At 63.5% G+C, this 17,270-nt stretch carries 16 protein-coding genes and 1 pseudogene; 13 read left to right on the top strand and 4 right to left on the bottom strand.

Annotated features, from left to right (window positions below):
* The first annotated feature begins 2 nt into the window (after nucleotides 1–2).
* From LRQ04_RS15810 to LRQ04_RS15800, 3 genes are all read left to right on the top strand, one after another.
* Nucleotides 3–890 (top strand): SMP-30/gluconolactonase/LRE family protein, encoded by an 888-nt coding sequence (locus LRQ04_RS15810; RefSeq protein ID WP_235521323.1) that lies wholly within the window; start codon nucleotides 3–5, stop codon nucleotides 888–890.
* A 90-nt stretch (nucleotides 891–980) separates the two neighbouring features.
* Nucleotides 981–1,214, top strand: coding sequence for a DUF6480 family protein (locus LRQ04_RS15805; RefSeq protein WP_235521322.1), 234 nt, complete (start codon nucleotides 981–983; stop codon nucleotides 1,212–1,214).
* Nucleotides 1,215–1,250: 36 nt separating this feature from the next.
* A complete protein-coding gene (locus tag LRQ04_RS15800) occupies nucleotides 1,251–2,171 on the top strand; it encodes an NADP-dependent oxidoreductase (protein ID WP_235521321.1) in 921 nt (306 codons plus the stop codon).
* On the opposite strand, the gene LRQ04_RS15795 is transcribed toward LRQ04_RS15800, so the two are convergent.
* The gene (locus LRQ04_RS15795) at nucleotides 2,168–3,136 is read right to left on the bottom strand and encodes a LysR family transcriptional regulator (protein WP_235521320.1); all 969 of its coding nucleotides are present in this window, start codon (nucleotides 3,134–3,136) and stop codon (nucleotides 2,168–2,170) included. The genes LRQ04_RS15800 and LRQ04_RS15795 overlap by 4 nt on opposite strands.
* A gap of 141 nt (nucleotides 3,137–3,277) precedes the next feature.
* Between LRQ04_RS15795 and LRQ04_RS15790 the strand changes: the two genes are divergently transcribed.
* The 8 genes and pseudogenes from LRQ04_RS15790 to LRQ04_RS15755 all read left to right on the top strand — a co-directional run bounded on the left by LRQ04_RS15790 (nucleotide 3,278) and on the right by LRQ04_RS15755 (nucleotide 11,875).
* Nucleotides 3,278–4,297 (top strand): VOC family protein, encoded by a 1,020-nt coding sequence (locus tag LRQ04_RS15790; protein ID WP_235521319.1) that lies wholly within the window; start codon nucleotides 3,278–3,280, stop codon nucleotides 4,295–4,297.
* On the top strand, nucleotides 4,297–5,238 hold the full coding sequence (locus LRQ04_RS15785) for a fumarylacetoacetate hydrolase family protein (protein ID WP_235521318.1): 942 nt from the start codon (nucleotides 4,297–4,299) through the stop codon (nucleotides 5,236–5,238). The genes LRQ04_RS15790 and LRQ04_RS15785 overlap by 1 nt, the downstream gene beginning before the upstream one ends.
* A complete protein-coding gene (locus tag LRQ04_RS15780; RefSeq protein WP_235521317.1) occupies nucleotides 5,235–6,227 on the top strand; it encodes a cyclase family protein in 993 nt (330 codons plus the stop codon). Before LRQ04_RS15785 ends, LRQ04_RS15780 begins: the two co-directional genes overlap by 4 nt.
* A gap of 63 nt (nucleotides 6,228–6,290) precedes the next feature.
* Nucleotides 6,291–7,415: an FAD-dependent monooxygenase gene (locus tag LRQ04_RS15775; protein WP_235521316.1), complete on the top strand. Its 1,125-nt coding sequence runs from the start codon at nucleotides 6,291–6,293 to the stop codon at nucleotides 7,413–7,415.
* Nucleotides 7,412–8,491: an amidohydrolase family protein gene (locus LRQ04_RS15770; protein WP_235521315.1), complete on the top strand. Its 1,080-nt coding sequence runs from the start codon at nucleotides 7,412–7,414 to the stop codon at nucleotides 8,489–8,491. Before LRQ04_RS15775 ends, LRQ04_RS15770 begins: the two co-directional genes overlap by 4 nt.
* 11 nt (nucleotides 8,492–8,502) lie before the next feature.
* Entirely contained in the window at nucleotides 8,503–9,495 is a 993-nt protein-coding gene (locus tag LRQ04_RS15765) for a fumarylacetoacetate hydrolase family protein (RefSeq protein WP_235521314.1), read from the top strand.
* Between the two features lie 110 nt (nucleotides 9,496–9,605).
* Nucleotides 9,606–10,706 (top strand): annotated as a pseudogene (locus LRQ04_RS15760) (ferredoxin reductase).
* Complete coding sequence (locus LRQ04_RS15755) at nucleotides 10,703–11,875, top strand: acyl-CoA desaturase (protein ID WP_235521416.1); 1,173 nt, start codon at nucleotides 10,703–10,705, stop codon at nucleotides 11,873–11,875. Before LRQ04_RS15760 ends, LRQ04_RS15755 begins: the two are co-directional and overlap by 4 nt.
* A 109-nt stretch (nucleotides 11,876–11,984) precedes the next feature.
* Here LRQ04_RS15755 and LRQ04_RS15750 read toward each other — a convergent pair whose 3' ends face one another.
* Nucleotides 11,985–12,818, bottom strand: coding sequence for an alpha/beta fold hydrolase (locus tag LRQ04_RS15750; protein ID WP_235521313.1), 834 nt, complete (start codon nucleotides 12,816–12,818; stop codon nucleotides 11,985–11,987).
* Between the two features lie 95 nt (nucleotides 12,819–12,913).
* On the opposite strand from LRQ04_RS15750, the gene LRQ04_RS15745 reads away from it, so the two are divergent.
* Nucleotides 12,914–13,483, top strand: coding sequence for a TetR/AcrR family transcriptional regulator (locus tag LRQ04_RS15745; RefSeq protein ID WP_235521312.1), 570 nt, complete (start codon nucleotides 12,914–12,916; stop codon nucleotides 13,481–13,483).
* A 58-nt stretch (nucleotides 13,484–13,541) separates the two neighbouring features.
* Here the strand turns inward: LRQ04_RS15745 and LRQ04_RS15740 are convergent, their stop codons facing one another.
* Nucleotides 13,542–14,891, bottom strand: a complete 1,350-nt coding sequence (locus LRQ04_RS15740; protein WP_235521311.1) for an MFS transporter — start codon at nucleotides 14,889–14,891, stop codon at nucleotides 13,542–13,544.
* A gap of 138 nt (nucleotides 14,892–15,029) precedes the next feature.
* On the opposite strand from LRQ04_RS15740, the gene LRQ04_RS15735 reads away from it, so the two are divergent.
* Nucleotides 15,030–16,166, top strand: coding sequence for an App1 family protein (locus LRQ04_RS15735; RefSeq protein WP_235521310.1), 1,137 nt, complete (start codon nucleotides 15,030–15,032; stop codon nucleotides 16,164–16,166).
* Here LRQ04_RS15735 and LRQ04_RS15730 read toward each other — a convergent pair.
* Nucleotides 16,163–17,224 carry a LacI family DNA-binding transcriptional regulator gene (locus LRQ04_RS15730; RefSeq protein ID WP_235521309.1) on the bottom strand — a complete coding sequence of 354 codons (1,062 nt, stop codon included), beginning with the start codon at nucleotides 17,222–17,224 and terminating at the stop codon, nucleotides 16,163–16,165. The two genes, LRQ04_RS15735 and LRQ04_RS15730, sit on opposite strands and share 4 nt — an antisense overlap.
* Nucleotides 17,225–17,270: the final 46 nt, after the last annotated feature.

Raw genomic sequence — 17,270 nt, 5'->3', positions numbered from 1 at the left:
CCATGGACAACGAAACAGCCACCCCACTCATTGAAGGCAGCCTGGAAAAGCTGTTCGAAGGCACCGTCTGGGCCGAAGGGCCCGTGTGGGTCCCGGAATCGCAGACCGTTCGGTGGAGCGACATCCCCAACAACCGCATCCTGGAGTTCAATCCTGCCACCGGCAGCACCCGCGAGTACGCCACCGCCGTCGAATACACCAATGGCCGCACCCTGGACCGGGACGGAAGCGTGGTGCAATGCAGCCACGGCCGCAGGCGCGTGGAACGCGATCACGACGGCGCGGTATCGGCAATCGTGGAGTCGTTCGGTGAGCATCGGCTCAACTCGCCCAACGATGTTGTGGTGGCGGGAGACGGTAGCGTGTGGTTCACGGATCCGCCCTACGGCATTCTTCCCGGCACTGTTGAGGGCCACGAAGGGGACCAGGAATACGGCGGCTGCTACGTCTTCCGTTTCGACCCGGCGACAGGCGGGTTGCGTCCGGTCATCACCGATCTGGTCCATCCAAACGGCCTCGCGTTCTCGCCGGACGAATCCCTTTTGTACGTCTCGGACACCGCTGGACCGTCTCACGGCCTGCCGTTCCGGATCGCGGTGTTCCCGGTAGCCGACGGACGGTGCGGGGCGGGGGAGACCTTCGCGGAGCTTGATGAGGACAGCGTGTCTGACGGCCTCCGGGTGGACATCGAGGGCAGGGTGTGGACTTCCGCTGGAGCCTCCGTGCGCGTGTACGCTCCCGACGGCGGGCTGCTGGCCGCCGTCGACGTTCCCGAACGGGTTTCCAACCTCTGTTTCGGTGGTCCGACCGGCAGGGATCTCTATCTCACGGCAACGACGTCCCTGTACCGGCTGCGGACTTCTGCGCAGGACTCAGCGCGGCACGGTTGACGGGTGCCGACATAATAAGGTTGCTGTAGTTCTGGGGGCGGCGGTTCGATAGGCTTTACAAAAGCATCACCTGCTAACAGGGGAGTGAGCGTGTCAGGACCAAATCCAGATCCATACGAGGACAAGATCACAGGCCTGGAACCCGGCGGCGGAGTTCCGCCCGGGGAAACGCCACCGGGCGAAGCATCCACGGCAGGGCCGCAGGGCCACGATGAAGGCGGCCCGCGGAAAGGCACCCAGGTTCTGTGGATCTCCATCATCGGCGTGGTTGTCCTCCTCTCGATGCTCTACTTCATCGGGTACATCGTGGGATTTTTCGACTAGAGGAATAGACCTATCCAACGCACGGTTGTGCGAAGGATGAAGGCAATCACTTACAGCGAATACGGCAATCCCGACGTCCTGGAACTCACCGATCAGCCCATGCCCAAGGTAGGCCCCGGCATGGTCCTGGTGAAGATCAAAGCCACCTCCGTGAACCCGGTGGACTGGAAAATCATGGGCGGCCACCTGGACCCCCTCATGGACATCCAGTTCCCGGCGATCCCCGGCTGGGACGTGGCCGGAGTGGTGGAATCAGTGGGAATCGACTCCCACCGGTTCCAGCCCGGCGACGAAGTGATCTCCTATGCCCGCAAGGACTATGTCCACGGCGGCAGCTTCGCCGAGTACATCGCCCTGCCCGAGCGCGTCCTGGCCCGCAAGCCCGCCACGCTGGACTGGAACGAGTCCGCAGGCCTTCCGCTGACCGGGCTGACAGCTTTTCAGGTCCTCAACCGGCTGGACGTGAAGAGCGGCGAAACACTGTTGATCCACGGCGGATCCGGTGGTGTGGGTTCCCTGGCCATCCAGATAGCCTCGGCCCGGGGCGTGAAAGTCATTGCTACCGCCTCGGAGAAGAACCACGGGTTCCTGCGCTCCCTGGGTGCCGAGCCGGTCACCTACGGGGAGGGGCTGGCAGAACGCGTCAAAGCCATCGAGCCCGACGGCGTGGACGTAGTTGCCGATTTCGCCGGCGGCAGCCTTGAAGCCACCGTGGCCGTGCTCAAGGACGGCGGCCGGCACGCCTCCATCGCGGACGGCGAGGTGGAAAAGCATGGTGGAACCTGGATGTGGGTGACACCGGTTGGTGCAGACCTCCAGGAACTGGCTGACTCGGTGGACCAGGAAAACTTCCAGGTGGAAGTGGCCCAAACCTTCCCGCTGGCCCAGGCCGCTGAGGCCTTCCGACTCAACATGGAAGGCCACACGCGCGGCAAAGTTGTGGTGACGGTCAGCTAACCGGCCTTTCCGGAAACGGTGTTTCCCGCCACCACCATCCCCTGTGTGGTGGCGGGAAAGAAGGCATGCAGCTGCGCACAGGCGCGCTGCACAACAGACCTGAGCCACACGCTGGCCGGATCTTCGGTCTGTGAGGGGTGCCAGTACATCGCCTCCACCAACTCGGCTTCAAGATCCTCGTGGAACTCCAGCACCGCTATCTCCGCGCCACGCTGGCTCCTTGCCGCCAGCATCCTGGGTACCAACGCCACCAAGTCGGTTCCCTCAACCAGCAGCGGCAGCGACAGGAAGCCGGCCACCACGGCCGCCACCCGCCGTCGGACGTCTTTGCTTTCGAAGATCTTGTCCGCGGGCGTGCTGATTCCTTCGCCAAAGTAGCCCACCGCATGAGGTGCCGACACCAGATCGGCCAGAGTTGGGGAAGCCAGCTGCAGGATCGGGTTGCCGGTGTCCACCACGGCCACAAAGCTGTCCCTGAAGAGCTGCTTCGAGTCGCCCGGCATGCCGTAACCCTGGGGACCTACCAGCAGATCGATTTTGGAGTACTCGGCCAAGTTGCCTTCCAAGCCCGGCGTGGGGACGAAGTCAACGACGACGTGCGGGGCCTCCCGCTGCAGGATCCCCCGCAAGGACCTCACCATGAGGACCGCCGCGTAGTCCGAGGCCGCAATGATGAACTCGCGCTCGCTGGTTGCGGGGTCGAACCGTGAGCGGACACGGGCGGCGCGCTGGACGTGCTCCATGGCGTCATTCACCAACGGCACCAGCGATTGCGCGAAGGGGCTGAGATGGTAGTTGCGGCCGTTGCGCACCAGCAGTTCGTCGTCGAAATGACGACGCAACCTGGCCAGTGCGGCACTGGTTGCAGGCTGGCTCAACTGGAGCCTCTCGGCTGCTTTGGAGACGTTGCGCAGTTCCAGCAGCACCTGCAGTTGGGGGAGCAGGTTGAGGTCCAGATTCTTCATTCCTTCAGGGTAGCCAACCATTCACGGGACAGATAGTTCCTATCCGTAAGTAGCTCTTCCCCGGATACGTGATCTGCCTCATTGTTGTCTGTAGACGCTGCAGTCCGTTGACAGTCATCAGCACGTAAGAAGGAATTCACCGTGGAAACTCCGCTCTCCCACCTTGCCCACCTCGAGATCACCACGCCGGATGTTGAAGCCTCGGCCAAGTTCTACGAGGAAAAATTCGGCATGCGCATCATCGACCGCGTGGATGGCAACGTCTACCTGCGGTGCTGGGGCGACTACTACCGTTACAGCCTGGTCATTACCGAAGGACCCGAAGCTTCCCTGGGCCGCATGGCCTGGCGCACCAACTCCCAGGACGCTCTTGAAGCGGCAGCTGCGCGCGTCGAATCCACGGGTGTACAGGGCAGTTGGACTGCCGGCGGCCACGGCTTCGGCAAGGCCTACGAATTCACCGGCCCCTACGGCCACCACATGCGCCTCTTCTACGAAGTAGAGAAATTCGTGGCCGAGCCCGGCTTCGAATCCACGTACCCGGACCGTCCCGAACGCCGCAGCAGCCATGCTGCTGCGCCCCGCTTCCTGGACCACGTGACGGTTGCGTGCTCGGATGTCCGCGGATTTGCCAAGTGGTACAACGAGGCCCTGGGCTTCCGCGTCATGGCGTTCGTTGACCTGGACGAAGCCCCCATCACCGTTTTCTCCGTGCTCACCACCAACGAGAAGTCCCACGACCTTGGCGTGGTCATGGACACCTCGAAGCGGGCCGGTCGCGTCAACCACATCGCTTTCTGGGTGGACGCCACCGAGGATCTGCTCCGCACTGCGGACGTCATGATGGAAAACGGCACCCCCATGGAATACGGACCCTCCATCCACGGCGTTGGCGAGCAGAACTTCCTCTACTTCCGTGACCCGTCCGGCATGCGCGTTGAGCTCAACTCCGGCGGTTACCGCAACTACGTACCGGACTGGGAAGCCAACACCTGGAAGCCGTCCGAGGGCTCCAACAACTTCTACAAGAACGGTGCCATGCCGCACTCCATGACCGAGTCCTTCCCGCCCGCCGAAGGTTTCACGGCCACTGAAGAAGGCGCTTCTCCTGAAATGAAGGAAGCCCTGCTCAACCCCTACGCCCAGCAGGGCCGCGGCTGATGACTGAGGCAAGCTACTCGCTGGTCCGTTTCCTGGAAGCCGGCTCGGACAAAGCCCGCACTGGCTTGTTGGTGGGCGGGCGTGTCCTTCCATTGGACTCGGATATCAACTCCCTGATCCAGCACTGGGACAGCATCGAAGCGGAACTGGACACCCTGGCGGCTTCGGCCGGTGCCGACACCGGCCTGGACCGTGCCGTCGTCGAAATTCTTGCTCCCGTTGAACCGGCGCAGGTCCTGCAGACCGGCGCCAACTACCGCAAGCACGTGGTTGACCTGGCGGTGGCACACCGCGAAGACGGTCAGGATGCGGAGGAAGTCAGGGCCAAGACCGCCGCGATGATGGATCAGCGCGCCGGTCAGGGAACGCCGTACTTCTTCATAGGACTCCCGACGGCGATCGCTTCCGCCACGGATCCGCTCACCTTGCCCTCCTACAGCAAGTCGCACGACTGGGAACTGGAACTGGCAGCGGTGATTGGCAAGGAGGCGTTCCGGGTCACCCCGGAGGAAGCCCTCGACTACGTTTTCGGTTACACCATGGTCAATGACATCACCACGCGGGAGTTCGTCTTCCGCAGGGACATGCCGGCCATTGGTTCTGACTGGTACCGGGCCAAGAATGCGCCGGGCTTCCTGCCCACAGGCCCGTTGCTGGTTCCCGCCAAATTCTTCGGCGATCCGCAGGATGTCCAGGTGACGCTGAAGCTCAACGGCAAGGCAATGCAGGACGAGTCCACCCAGGACATGATCTTTGGTGTTGCCAAGCTGGTCAGCGAAGCCTCCCAGACCATGCCGCTGCGCCCGGGCGATCTTGTCCTCACAGGAAGCCCCGCAGGCAACGGCCAGCACTGGGGCCGCCTGCTCCAGGACGGCGATGTCATGGAAGGCACCATCACGGGGCTGGGAACACAGCTCATCCACTGCCGGGACGAGAAATGACAGCCAACCCGGTTGAGGTGCCGTTGATCCGGCGCAACGATCCCTTGGCCAGCATCATGGCAGCAGCCGGGCAGTACAACAACTGGGGCCGTTGGGGTGAAGGGGACGTGCTGGGGACGTTGAACTTCATTGATGCCGGAAAGAGGATCGAGGCAGCAGCGCTGGTTACCTCCGGCGAGGCTTTCTCACTCTCGCAGCCGTTCGACACCAACGGCCCGCAAAAGGGCTGGCGGCGCCGCACCAACCCGGTGCACACCATGACGGACACCGGGGTTGACGCCGAACGCGGGAACCAAGGTTTTCCGCACGGTTTTGGCGGGGCCGATGATGTCATTGCCATGCCTCTCCAATGTTCCACGCAGTGGGACGGGCTGGGGCACATCTTCGATCGCGGCAAGGCCTGGAACGGCAGGGCAGCGGGCGATGTCGTCACCTCCGAAGGCGATCTGGTCACGGGTATTGAAACGGCAGCGGCAAAGATCGTCACCCGTGGCGTGCTGCTGGACGTTGGGCGCGTTCTGGGCGTCGACGGGGAGTTGCCGGATGGTTTTGCCATCACCCCGGAGCACCTCGAGCAGACCATCCAGGCCCAAGGTTCCAGTTCGGAGGTACGGCGCGGGGACATCGTGATCATCCGCACGGGCCATTACAGCCGTGTTCGCCGCGAGGGGTGGGGTGACTATGCAGGAGGCTCCGCCCCTGGCCTGTCCTTCACCACGGCACCGTGGCTCCACGCATCCGAGATCGCGGGTATCGCAACGGATACGTGGGGTTTCGAGGTCAGGCCGAACGAATTCGAGGGTGCTTTCCAGCCACTCCACCAGGTCGCCATTCCCAACCTGGGCCTGTTCCTGGGCGAAATGTGGGATCCGGACGCCCTCGCGGAAGCCTGCGCCCTGGACGGCAGGTACGAGTTCATGTTGACCGCAGCCCCGCTCCCCATCACGGGTGCGGTGGGGTCCCCGGTGAACCCGATCGCCGTCAGGTAGCCGGCCCGGTTCCGGAACCGGGCACACAATGCAATAAACGCCGTCCTAACAAAGGAGTCAACGATGGCAGCAGTACAGACAGTGGGTATAGCCGGAGCCGGAGCCGCGGGCCTGGCTGCTGCCATCCTCCTGGCCGACGCCGGCGTGGACGTCGAAATCCTGGAGAAGGCCAGCGAGCCGCAGGTTCTGGGATCAGGAATCACGCTGCAGGGAAATGCGTTGCGGATCCTCCGCCAGTTGGGCGTCTGGGACCAGGTGGAAGCCAAAGGGTATTCCTTCAGCAACCTTGGGCTCCGCGCTCCCGATCCCGCCGGGACGGTAATTGCGGTTCTGGAGGACATCCGTACTGGCGGCGATGACCTTCCCGCCACCCTCGGCATGTACCGCCCGGACCTCACGGCCATTCTCCGCGAGCGAGCACTCCAGGCCGGTGCCAGGATCTCCTACGGCAAGGCCGTAGCCGAGGTCATTGACGACGGCGGCAGCGTCACCGTCCGTACGACCGACGGCGCCAGCTCACGCTATGACCTGCTCATCGGTGCTGACGGGCTGCACTCCTCGGTGCGCAGGGCCATTGGAATCGACGTGGAGCCCACCCCCACCGGCATGGGCATCTGGCGTGCTTTCGTTCCCCGCCCGGCGGAGGTTGTCCGCACGGATCTGACCTATGGCGGACCTTGCTTCATCGCCGGGTATTGCCCCACAGGTGAAGACAGCATTTATGCCTACCTGGTGGAAAAGGCCCAGGAACGCAGGCCAGAAGACGGCCCGCAGACCATGTCCGGGCTTGCCGCCGAGTACGGCGGTCCGTGGCGGGAGATCCGCGAAAACCTGGATCACAGTGCCCGGATCAATTACACCTGGTTCACTTCACACCTGGTTGAAGGGCCATGGAACCGGGGCCGGAGCGTCATCATCGGCGATGCCGCACACAGTTGCCCTCCCACGGTGGCGCAGGGCGCGGCAATGGCCTTGGAAGACGCGGCCGTCCTGGCCGAACTCCTGATCGCCGCCGACCATGTGACGGAAACCCTGTGGAAGGAATTCACGGACCGCCGCCAGGACAGGGCAGCGGCGGTTGTCACGGCCTCGGTCCAACTGGGCCAGTGGATGCTGGACGGCGTCCGCGATGCTGACGTGCCCGGCCTGATGAACTCGCTTTCCACCATGGTGAAGGAACCCGCATGAACACGAACACTTCGATTCCCAGCCAGCCGGTAGTGGACGTGCACGCACATGTCCTGCTGCCCGCGCTCCAGGAGTTGGTGTCAACCAACGACCCCCAGGGGTTCGCGGCACTGCAAGCACTGGAGGCTAAGAGGAACGGGCCTGAGTCCATGGCATCCTCGGGCCGCATGATCAAAGAACGGTGGCCCCAGCTGACGGATGTGTCACGCCGTTTAGCAGACATGGACACCCAAGGCGTCGATGTCCAGCTGGTTTCCCCGTCCCCGTCGCACTTCTATTACTTCGCCAACGAAGAGTTGGCACTGCAGTTGGCGCACCGGGCGAACACGGCCGTGCGGGATTACGTGGACCAAGCGCCGGAGCGGCTCAACGGGCTGGGCCTGGTGCCCCTGCAGCACCCGCACCTCATGGTGGAAGCCCTTGAGCACGCCGTGGTGGAGTGCGGACTGCTGGGTGTGGAGATTGGATCATTCGCTGCCACGCCGGCCTCCGCTGAGCGCACCACCGTGGAACTTTCGGACCCCCGCCTGGAGCCCTTCTGGGCCCGGGCGGAGGAACTGGGTGCCCTGGTGTTCCTCCACCCGTTCGGATGCTCGCTGGACGAACGGCTGGACAGCTTCTACCTGGCCAACACCGTGTCGCAACCTGCGGAAAACGCGGTTGCCCTGTCCCATCTCATTTTCAGCGGAGTGCTGGACCGGTACCCGGACCTGAAAGTCCTGGCAGCCCACGGCGGCGGATACCTTCCAACCACTATCGGCCGGTCCGACCGCGCATGGAAAATGCGCCCCGAAGCGCAAACCTGCGCCCACCCGCCGTCGAGCTACCTGCGGAAAATCTTCTTCGACTCTTTGGTCCACAACCCGGAAGAGCTCAAGGCGCTTGTCAACGCTTCAGGTGCAGGGCAAGTCCTGCTGGGCTCGGATTACCCGTTCGACATGGGCTCGGATGATCCCGTGGGTGAGGTCCACGCGGCGGCCTTGGAGGAGGATTCCGGGCAGCAGGTCCTTGCCGGGAACGCCCGAAGGCTGGGTATCACGGCCGCGTCGGACCAATCCACCCGCACCACCGTTTAAGGACGATTCACATGGTCAAGATTGCGCGCTGGAATCACGGCGACGGTACGTACGCAGGATTCGTCGACGACGGGAAATGCTATGCGCTCCCGGACGGGCATACCGTCTCCACCCTGCTGGGAGCAGGCCTTGCGGCGACCTTGGAGCGCGCCGAAGAAACGATCCGCTCCGCAGCCGCCGTCTCCTTGGATGACGTAAGGCTCCTGGCACCCTTGCAGCCCTCCACCATCCGCGATTTCGTTGCCTTCGAGGAGCACGTTGAAGGCGTGCGAAAGAGTATCGACGGAGCAGCCGGCGTGGTGGACGAGTGGTACCAGGCGCCCACCTTCTACTTCACCAATCCGCACACTGTCAGCGGAACGGGTGAGGTGATCGGAATTCCGGCGGGCTGCGAGGAACTGGACTTCGAAACCGAGGTAGCTGCCGTCGTCGGGCGTGTTCCCGGCAGTGAGGGGCGCAATCTGACTGCGGAAGAAGCCCACGGGCATATTTTTGGCTACACCATCCTCAACGACTGGTCCGCCCGGGACCTGCAACGCCGTGAAATGAAAGTCAGCCTTGGCCCTTGCAAAGGCAAGGATTTCGCAAACACCCTGGGGCCTTGGATTGTCACCGCGGACGAGTTTGAGGACCTCCACGACGACGAGGGTTTCCTGCCCATTTCCATGTCCGTTGAGGTCAACGGCGCATTCATCGGCCAGGACCTGCTTTCCAACATGGGCTGGCCGTTTGCCGAACTGGTTGCCTACGCTTCCCAGGATTCAGTGGTGCGGCCGGGGGATGTTCTGGGTTCCGGGACCTGTGGCAGCGGCTGCCTGGCGGAACTGTGGGGACGGAACGGATCCAAAACGCCACCACCGCTGGAAACCGGGGACGTGGTCACACTGACGGTTGAGGGAATCGGAGCCATCCACAACACGGTGGGGGAGCGCCGGGAAGCGTCCACACGGGTGCCGGCACGTCCCCGTCCGCGCAACAGGACCCGGGAGAAACCGCCGGGGTGATTGATGGTCCCCGGGCGTGGATTGACCAGCGGGTTTGGACAACGGCGTAATACCCGTCACTATGGGAAAAGGTGAATGAGTCCCCAACCCCCATTCCCCGGTTAGGCCCCATGTTCAGTTTTCGGCCACTCTCCAACCTCGCTTCGGTCCTTACAACGCCCCTTGCCCCCGAAGATGTCCTTGCCTTGTTCAACCCGGTCTATTCCTCGCGGCAGTTGCGGGGAGTAGTGACCCGGGTGGTCCAGGAGACAGCCCAATCGGCGACGATATTCTTCCGACCCGGCCGCGGCTGGCGCGCCCATTTGGCTGGCCAGTGGGCGCGCATCGGCGTCGAGCTGGACGGCGTCCGCCAGTGGCGGTCCTACTCCTTGAGCGCGCCCGCCGGCAAGGACCCCGCCATCACCGTGACCGACGTCGGCTCCGTGTCCGGAACTTTGGTCCGCAAAACCAAAGTTGGCGATGTCCTCTTCCTGGCCCCGCCGCAGGGTGACTTCGTCCTCCCCGAGCACCCGCGGCCCCTGTTGATGCTCACGGCAGGCAGCGGCATCACCCCGGTCATGTCCATGATCAGGACGCTCATTCCCAGCCGGCCGGACGCAGATGTGGTCCTCATCCACTCGTGCCGGACCGAGAAGTAAAGCATCTTCCGGGAAGAGCTGGCCGAACTGGCAGACCAGTTTCCCAACTTCCGCCTGGCCCAGTGGTTCACCCATGGCCGCGACCGCCTGGACTTCACAACCACGGCGGAGATCGGCGAGATTTGTCCCGACTGGCAGGAGCGGGCCGCCTATGCGTGCGGTCCGGAGAGCTTCCTGGACGACGCCGAGGCCATGTGGCACCAGGCGGCCCTGGAAGCCGCGCACACGTCCGGCAGCGAGGTTGGCACGTGTGGCAGCCAAGGCACGCTGACCATCGAGCGTTTCAGCACCAAACTGGTCTCCGGTGACGGCAGCGAAGGTGGAACCGTCACCTTTGAGGCGTCCGACCGCGAGGTGGAGGCCGACGGCGGCACCCCCATCCTGGACATCGGCGAGGACGCCGGGGTTCTTATGCCAAGCGGCTGCCGCATGGGCATCTGCCACAGCTGCCTGACTCCCCTGTTGTCAGGCAGTGTCCGCGACCTGCGCACTGGCGAGGTCCACGGGGAGCCCGGCCAACTCATCCAAACTTGTGTCTCGGCAGCTGTCGGGCCCGTCAACCTTGAAATCTGAGAGTCCCACTTTATGTCGATAATTTCAGCGAACAGGCGAACAACAGCCCCGCGAAGACCCGCCCGGGTGCGCTTGCCGAGTCCGGCAGCCCCACCCTGCGTCCGCCCGCAGCGGCCCACCTCAGCGATGAGCAGGTAGCGGAACTGGGCCGTGAGCTCGACGCCATCCGCGATGACATGCTGGCCAAGCGCGGTGCCACTGATGCCACGTACATCAAGCGGATGATCAAGATCCAGCGCGGCCTGGAGATCTCCGGACGCGCTGCCCTGCTGGTCAGCAAGAACAAGGCTGCCTGGGTGACCGGCACGGCGCTGCTGAGCGTTGCCAAGATCCTGGAAAACATGGAGTTGGGCCACAATATCCTGCACGGCCAGTGGGATTGGATGCGCGATCCTGACATCCACTCCACTACGTGGGAGTGGGACTTCGTCACCCCTTCGCGGTCGTGGCAGCACACCCACAACGACCTCCACCACCGCTGGACCAACGTTGTTGGCAAGGACCGCGATGTCGGATACAACCTGCTGCGCATGGACCCGGACCAGGAATGGAAGCCTTACAACCTGGGCAACCCGCTCTACAACGCCTTGCTGGCGCCGGTGTTCGAATGGGGGATCGCCATCTATGACCTGGAGATCCCGGAGTACAAGGAAGGCCTCAAGTCCAAGGAGTCCATGGTCAAGGACCTTAAGGCTCTGGGGCGCAAGGCTGCCAAGCAGTTCGCCAAGGATTACGCTGCAACGCCCGCTGTCGCCATGCTGACGGGCTCGGGCAAGCAGGCCTTGATGGGCACCCTCACCGCCAACGCCGTGCGCAACGTGTGGGCTCACGCGGTGATCTTCTGCGGCCACTTCCCGGAAGGAACGGACACGTTCACCGAGGAGATGGTGGAAGGCGAAACCCGTGGAGATTGGTATGTCCGGCAGATGATCGGGTCAGCCAACATTTCCGGCTCGAAGTTCATGCACTTGATGACCGGGAACCTTTCCCACCAGATTGAGCACCACCTCTTCCCGGACCTGCCCTCGCACCGGTACGCGGAGGTGGCCCCCAAGGTCCGGGAGATCTGCCAACGCTACGGCCTGAAATACACCACTGGCCCGCTGCTGAAGCAGGTCGGTTCCGCATGGGCCAAGGTTTTCAAGCTGGCCTTGCCGCCAAGGACGTAAGGCGCGCCAAGAAGCAAAGCTGCAAACAACGACGGCGGCAGGCCGCCTTCGGTTCGGATGGAACCGTCGGTAACCTGCCGTCGTCGTGCGTTGTTGCTGAAAAGGCTGCCTACTTGGAGAGGAAGCCCAGCAGGATCTCGTTGATTTCGCTGCCGTGCGTCCAGAGCATGCCGTGGGGTGCGCCCTCGATCTCCACGTATTCGGCGGCGGGGAGGCGCTTGGTGAATTCGCGGCCGGTGGAGTCGATGGGCAGGATGCGGTCGTCGGTGCCGTGGACGATCAGGGACGGGACCGTGACCTTCTCGATGTCGGAGCGGAAGTCGGTCAGCCAGGTGTCAACCACTGCGAACGATGCGTACCAGGAAGAACCGGCGGCGACGTTCCAGGAGTTGCGCAGGGCTTCCTCACTGAGGCGGTTTCCGAGGAAGTTGTCCGTGTTGTAGAAGTCCTTGTAGAAGTTCTCGAACCAGGCGTAACGGTCTTCGATGGCCGCGTTGCGGATGCCGTCGAAAACGGAGGAGGGTACACCGGCGGGGTTGTCGTCGGTCTGCAGGAGGTAGGGCTCAAGGGAACCCAGGAAGGCAGCCTTGGCAACACGGCCTTCGCCGTAGGTGCCGATGTAGCGGCCGACTTCACCGGTGCCCATGGAGAATCCGACCAGCACAGCGTCCTGCAGGTCCAGGGTTTCCAGGACCGTGTTCAGGTCGGCTGCAAAGGTGTCGTAGTCGTAGCCGGTGGTGACCTTGCTCGACTTGCCGAAGCCGCGGCGATCGTAGGTGATGACGCGGTAGCCGGCGTTCAGGAGGGCGGCGGTCTGCTTCTCCCAGGAGGCGCCGTCGAGGGGATAGCCGTGGATCAGGACAACCGGCTGGCCCGAGCCGTGGTCCTCGTAGTAGAGCTCGATGTCCGTGGTGTTTTCAGTTCCGACTTTGATGAAGCCCATGATTCTGTTCCCTTTCCTCGAAGTAGAGAACGATCGTTCTCTCTCTGGTTCAAATACTATAGAACGCTCGTTCTCAATACAAGTACTATGGGTACATGGATATTTCCGAAGTCCGTAGCCGCATAGTCGCCACAGCTGATGGGCTCTACAACGCCAAGGGCATCCAGTCCGTTGGCATGGATGAGCTGCGCACGGCCGCCGGGGTATCCCTCAAGAAGCTGTACCAGGAATTCCCGTCCAAAGGCAGCATCGTGATGGCCGTGCTGGAACGCCGACACCAGTCCTGGACTGAAGGGCTGGATGCCACTGTTCGCCAGGCCGCGGATCCGCGGGCCAAGCTCCTGGCCATCTTCGATTATCTTGCCGGATGGTTCTGTCAGGACTCGTTCCGGGGCTGCGGCTTCATCAACAGCTTCGCCGAACTGGGGGCCGTCAGCCCCGAAGTGGCCGAGTATGCGCGGAAGCACAAGGAGTCATTCCAGGAATATGTCGCGGCGCTGGCGGCTGACGCCGGCGCTCCACCGTACTTGGCCCCGCAGCTTGCCATCCTTGCCGAGGGGGCGCAAACGACGGCGGCCATCGCCGGCACGCCCGACGCCGCGAGCCAGGCGCGGCAGGCGGCCGAAGTCCTGATCGCCGCCGCGTTGGGCCAGGCCGCGACCTGACCGACCGCCGTCGAGCCTTCCCTGCTAGCGAGCCTTCCCTGCTAGCTGGCCTTCCCTGCTAGCTGGCCTCGAGGTCGTCGAGCGACTTGCCCTTGGTGTCCGCGGACATCAGGGTGGCGACAACTGACACGAGACAGATGCCTAAGGTGGTCATGCCGATGACCAGCGGGATGTTGGCCGACCCCGGGGGAGCGATGGCTGTGAAAAGGCTGGGGAAGAACGAGGCGATCATGAGTCCGATGTTCTGGGAGACCGCGAAGCCCGTCACGCGCATGCGCATGGGGAACTGTTCCTGGAAGAAAGTGGCGAAGGTGGCATTCCACATTTGGAACAGGACGCCCTGCACAATCACGACACAGACGAACACCAGTGGCAGGCTGCCCTGCTGGATGGCCCAAAGGTAGGCCATGGTCAGCAAGCCACCGGAGATTCCACCGGCCACCATCAGTGGCCGCCGGCCGATCCGGTCGGACAGTGCGCCGAAGACAGGGATGGTCAGCACGGCCGTCACGTTGGCCGCCATGGTCACCCACAGGAACTCGCTGCTGGAGAAACCGACCCCATAGCCCTTCTGGGTGGCATACGAGACGCCGAAGATCAGGGTGGCCATACCAATGACGTTGGTAAAGGTCATGGCGATGCAGCGGACCAGTACCCAGGGGTGGGTTCGCAGGAGGTCGATCAGCGGGAATCGACGCTTGGTCTCGGCTCCCTCGGATTGGGCCAGGTAGGCGGGAGGTTCCTGCACCCGGCGTCGAATGACGTATCCGGCCACGATCACCACGGCGCTGAGCAGGAACGGAAGCCGCCAGCCCCAGGAGTGGAATTCCTCGTCAGGCAGCAGGGCGGCGAGTGGAATCAGGACTGCGGTGGCCAGGATCGAACCCACCTGTGTGCCCTGGAGGCTGAAGCTGGCAAAGAAGCCGCGCCGGGCATCGGGGGAGTGTTCCACGATCATCGCGCTTGCCCCACCCAGTTCACCGGCCACGGCAAAGCCCTGAATCAGCCGGAGGATGACCAGGAGGACAGGTGCCAGGAGGCCAACTTGTCCGTAGGTGGGCAGGAGTCCCACTGCGAAGGTGGCGAAACCCATGAGCAGCATCGCGAAGACGAGGACCTTTTTGCGCCCATGACTGTCGCCGTAGGCGCCCAGCACCACGGCGCCGAGTGGTCGGGAGACATAGCCGACGGCGTACGTCGCCAAGGAGGCGATGATGCCGACGGTGGGGTTCTCGGTAGGGAAAAAAATCGTGGGAAACAGGAGCGTTGCCGCCAGTGAATACAGGGCGAAGTCGTAGTATTCCAGCGCACTTCCGATCCACCCGCTCATCGCGGCCTTCTTCGGGTCTTTACGCGCGGCGTCGCCGTCGGTGATGGGGGTGGTTTCCCTCCGGTGCATGACTGTCACGTCGCTGTACTCCTCTGGCGTCGTTGGCAAAGATCAAGTGACTGGATAGGCAGCTTGAATCGATTCATAAAGCATACGATGTGACGTGGAATACGTCAAAGGCCTTTGGGTGGGCACGGGCCGTGGAAGACTGGACGCATGCCTTTCCGTACCGTGAGACCACGCCCGGAGTCCGACGCCGCCAAAAGCCTGAAGCATTCAAAGGAGCAGGCGCGCCATATCGCAATGCGGCTCGACGACGCGTGGCTGAGGTTCCAGACGAAGCTGGCCATCCGAAGGGGCCGGGTGGAAACCGTCATCCCTTACACCGGCTACGGCAGCACCTCCTGGATCAGGGTCCTCGCGCGCGTGGTCCGCAGCGACCCACGAGATGCGGCCGGACATGCCAACCCCTTGCAGGAAAGCATGCGCGGATGGCGCAACTTCACCAGCGCGCCGGTGGCTAACGCGGCCGTGCAAGTGACTGTCGCCGGCGAGGTGCACCATGTTGTTGCCGACCGCGGCGGTGTTGTGGACGCACGCATTCCGGTGGCCCTGGGTGCCGGTTGGCACACGATCATCCTGAAGTCGGGGGACTCCCGCACGGTGGAAGCTCCCGTGGAGGTCGTGGCAGACGACGCGGACTTCGGTGTGGTGTCCGACATCGACGACACCGTCATGGTGACCGCACTGCCGCGCCCCTTCCTGGCGGCCTGGAATACTTTCGTCCTCAACGAGCATGCACGGACGCCCACCCCGGGCATGGCCGTGCTTTACGAACGCATCGCGCGGACCGCCCCCTCCGCCCCGGTGCTCTACCTGTCCACCGGCGCCTGGAACGTGGCCCCCACGCTGTCCCGGTTCCTCAGCCGGAACCTGTACCCCGCCGGCCCCAAACTCCTGACCGACTGGGGTCCCACCCCGGACCGGTGGTTCCGCAGCGGACAGGAACACAAAAAGAACTCCCTGGAACGCCTCGCAGAGGAATTTCCCACCATCAAATGGTTGCTGGTGGGTGACGACGGACAACACGATGAAGCCATCTACTCCGATTTCGCCCAGCGGCACCCCGAAAACGTCAAAGCAATCGCCATCCGCCAACTTTCCCCCGGTGAAGCCGTCCTCGCCGGTGGCCGGTCAAAGTCCGGCGGCCAGCCCACCCCCGGTGTCCCGTGGATCTACGCCCCTGATGGCGCAGGCATGTCCGCGCAACTCGAGGAGTTGGGCATCATCCGGGGCGAAGTCAGGTCCGCGGACGATCCCGAGGAAGGCGACGTAGCTGGAGGAAAGGCCTAGGCCGCACCGATTGAGCCACGCACGATCAGGCGGGCCGCCAACTCCGGGCTGGGTGCGGAGGTCCTCCTGCCTTCGATCTGCCTGATGAGTGCCGAGGCTGCGGCCTGACCCATCTCGTAAACGGGTTGTGCAATGACCGTGAGCGGGGGAGTGGTGAGCCGCGTCCAAGCGAAGTCGTCGTACATGAGGAAAGAGACGTCGTCGGGAATTGATCGGCCTGATTCCTGGATGGCTTCCACTACGCCCAGTGCGATCAGGCCGTCGGAGGCAATGATGGCGGTGGCGGCGTTGGGTCCGTCCAGGAGTTCCAGGGTAATTTTCTTCACCGATTCGGCGTCGCCGGCGTTGAGCCGGACAAGGTCGGCGGGTCGGGTCAGCCCTTCTTCCTCGAAGGCGCGGCGGATTCCATCCAGGCGGTCGGCGATTTGCGAGGACTCCAAGGCCATTCCTTCCTGGTAGGGCTTGTCCGAGGTCAGCGTGGACACGAAGGCGATCCGACGGTGCCCGGCCGCGAGGAGGTGTTTGGTGGATTCGTAGGAGATGCCGGTCATGTCCACGGCGAACGCCTCGGCATCCAGCCCCTCCGCAGCACGGTCCAGAAGTACCAGGGGGCGCCCCGACTCGCGGAGCTGTTGGAGGTGCGCGGTATGCACGGACGATGCCGGGGCCACAATCAGCCCATCCACCCTTTTATCCAGGAGCACCCGCACGGCGTCTACTTCGGCGGCTCTTTCCTCGTCGGTGTTGATGAGGATGACGTGGTACCCGCTCTTCTTGGCGGTGTCTGTGATGCCTCTCATGGCAAGGCCGAAATGCGGGTTTTCGATATCGCCCACCACCACCCCGATGGTGTTCGATTTCCCGGTATTCATACTGCGGGCCAATTCGTTGGGCCGGTACTCCAACTCCTCGGCGGCGGCGAGGACACGCTCGCGGACGTCGTCGCTGACAGCCCCGTAATTGCCCAGGGCCCGTGCAGCCTGGGCCTTGGACACCTGCGCGGCCTTGGCGACGTCGGCAACCGTTACGTCCCGCCGTCGGGATCCCTCAGTGCTCATGTTCACCTTTCCAAAGGGGTGTTGACGCGGCTTTGTGAGTTCCGCT

This window comes from Paenarthrobacter sp. AR 02 (genome assembly GCF_021538675.1).
Taxonomy (GTDB): Bacteria; Actinomycetota; Actinomycetes; order Actinomycetales; family Micrococcaceae; genus Arthrobacter.
Note: the sequence above shows the minus strand (reverse complement) of the source record. Positions and strands in the feature narration are given on the sequence as shown.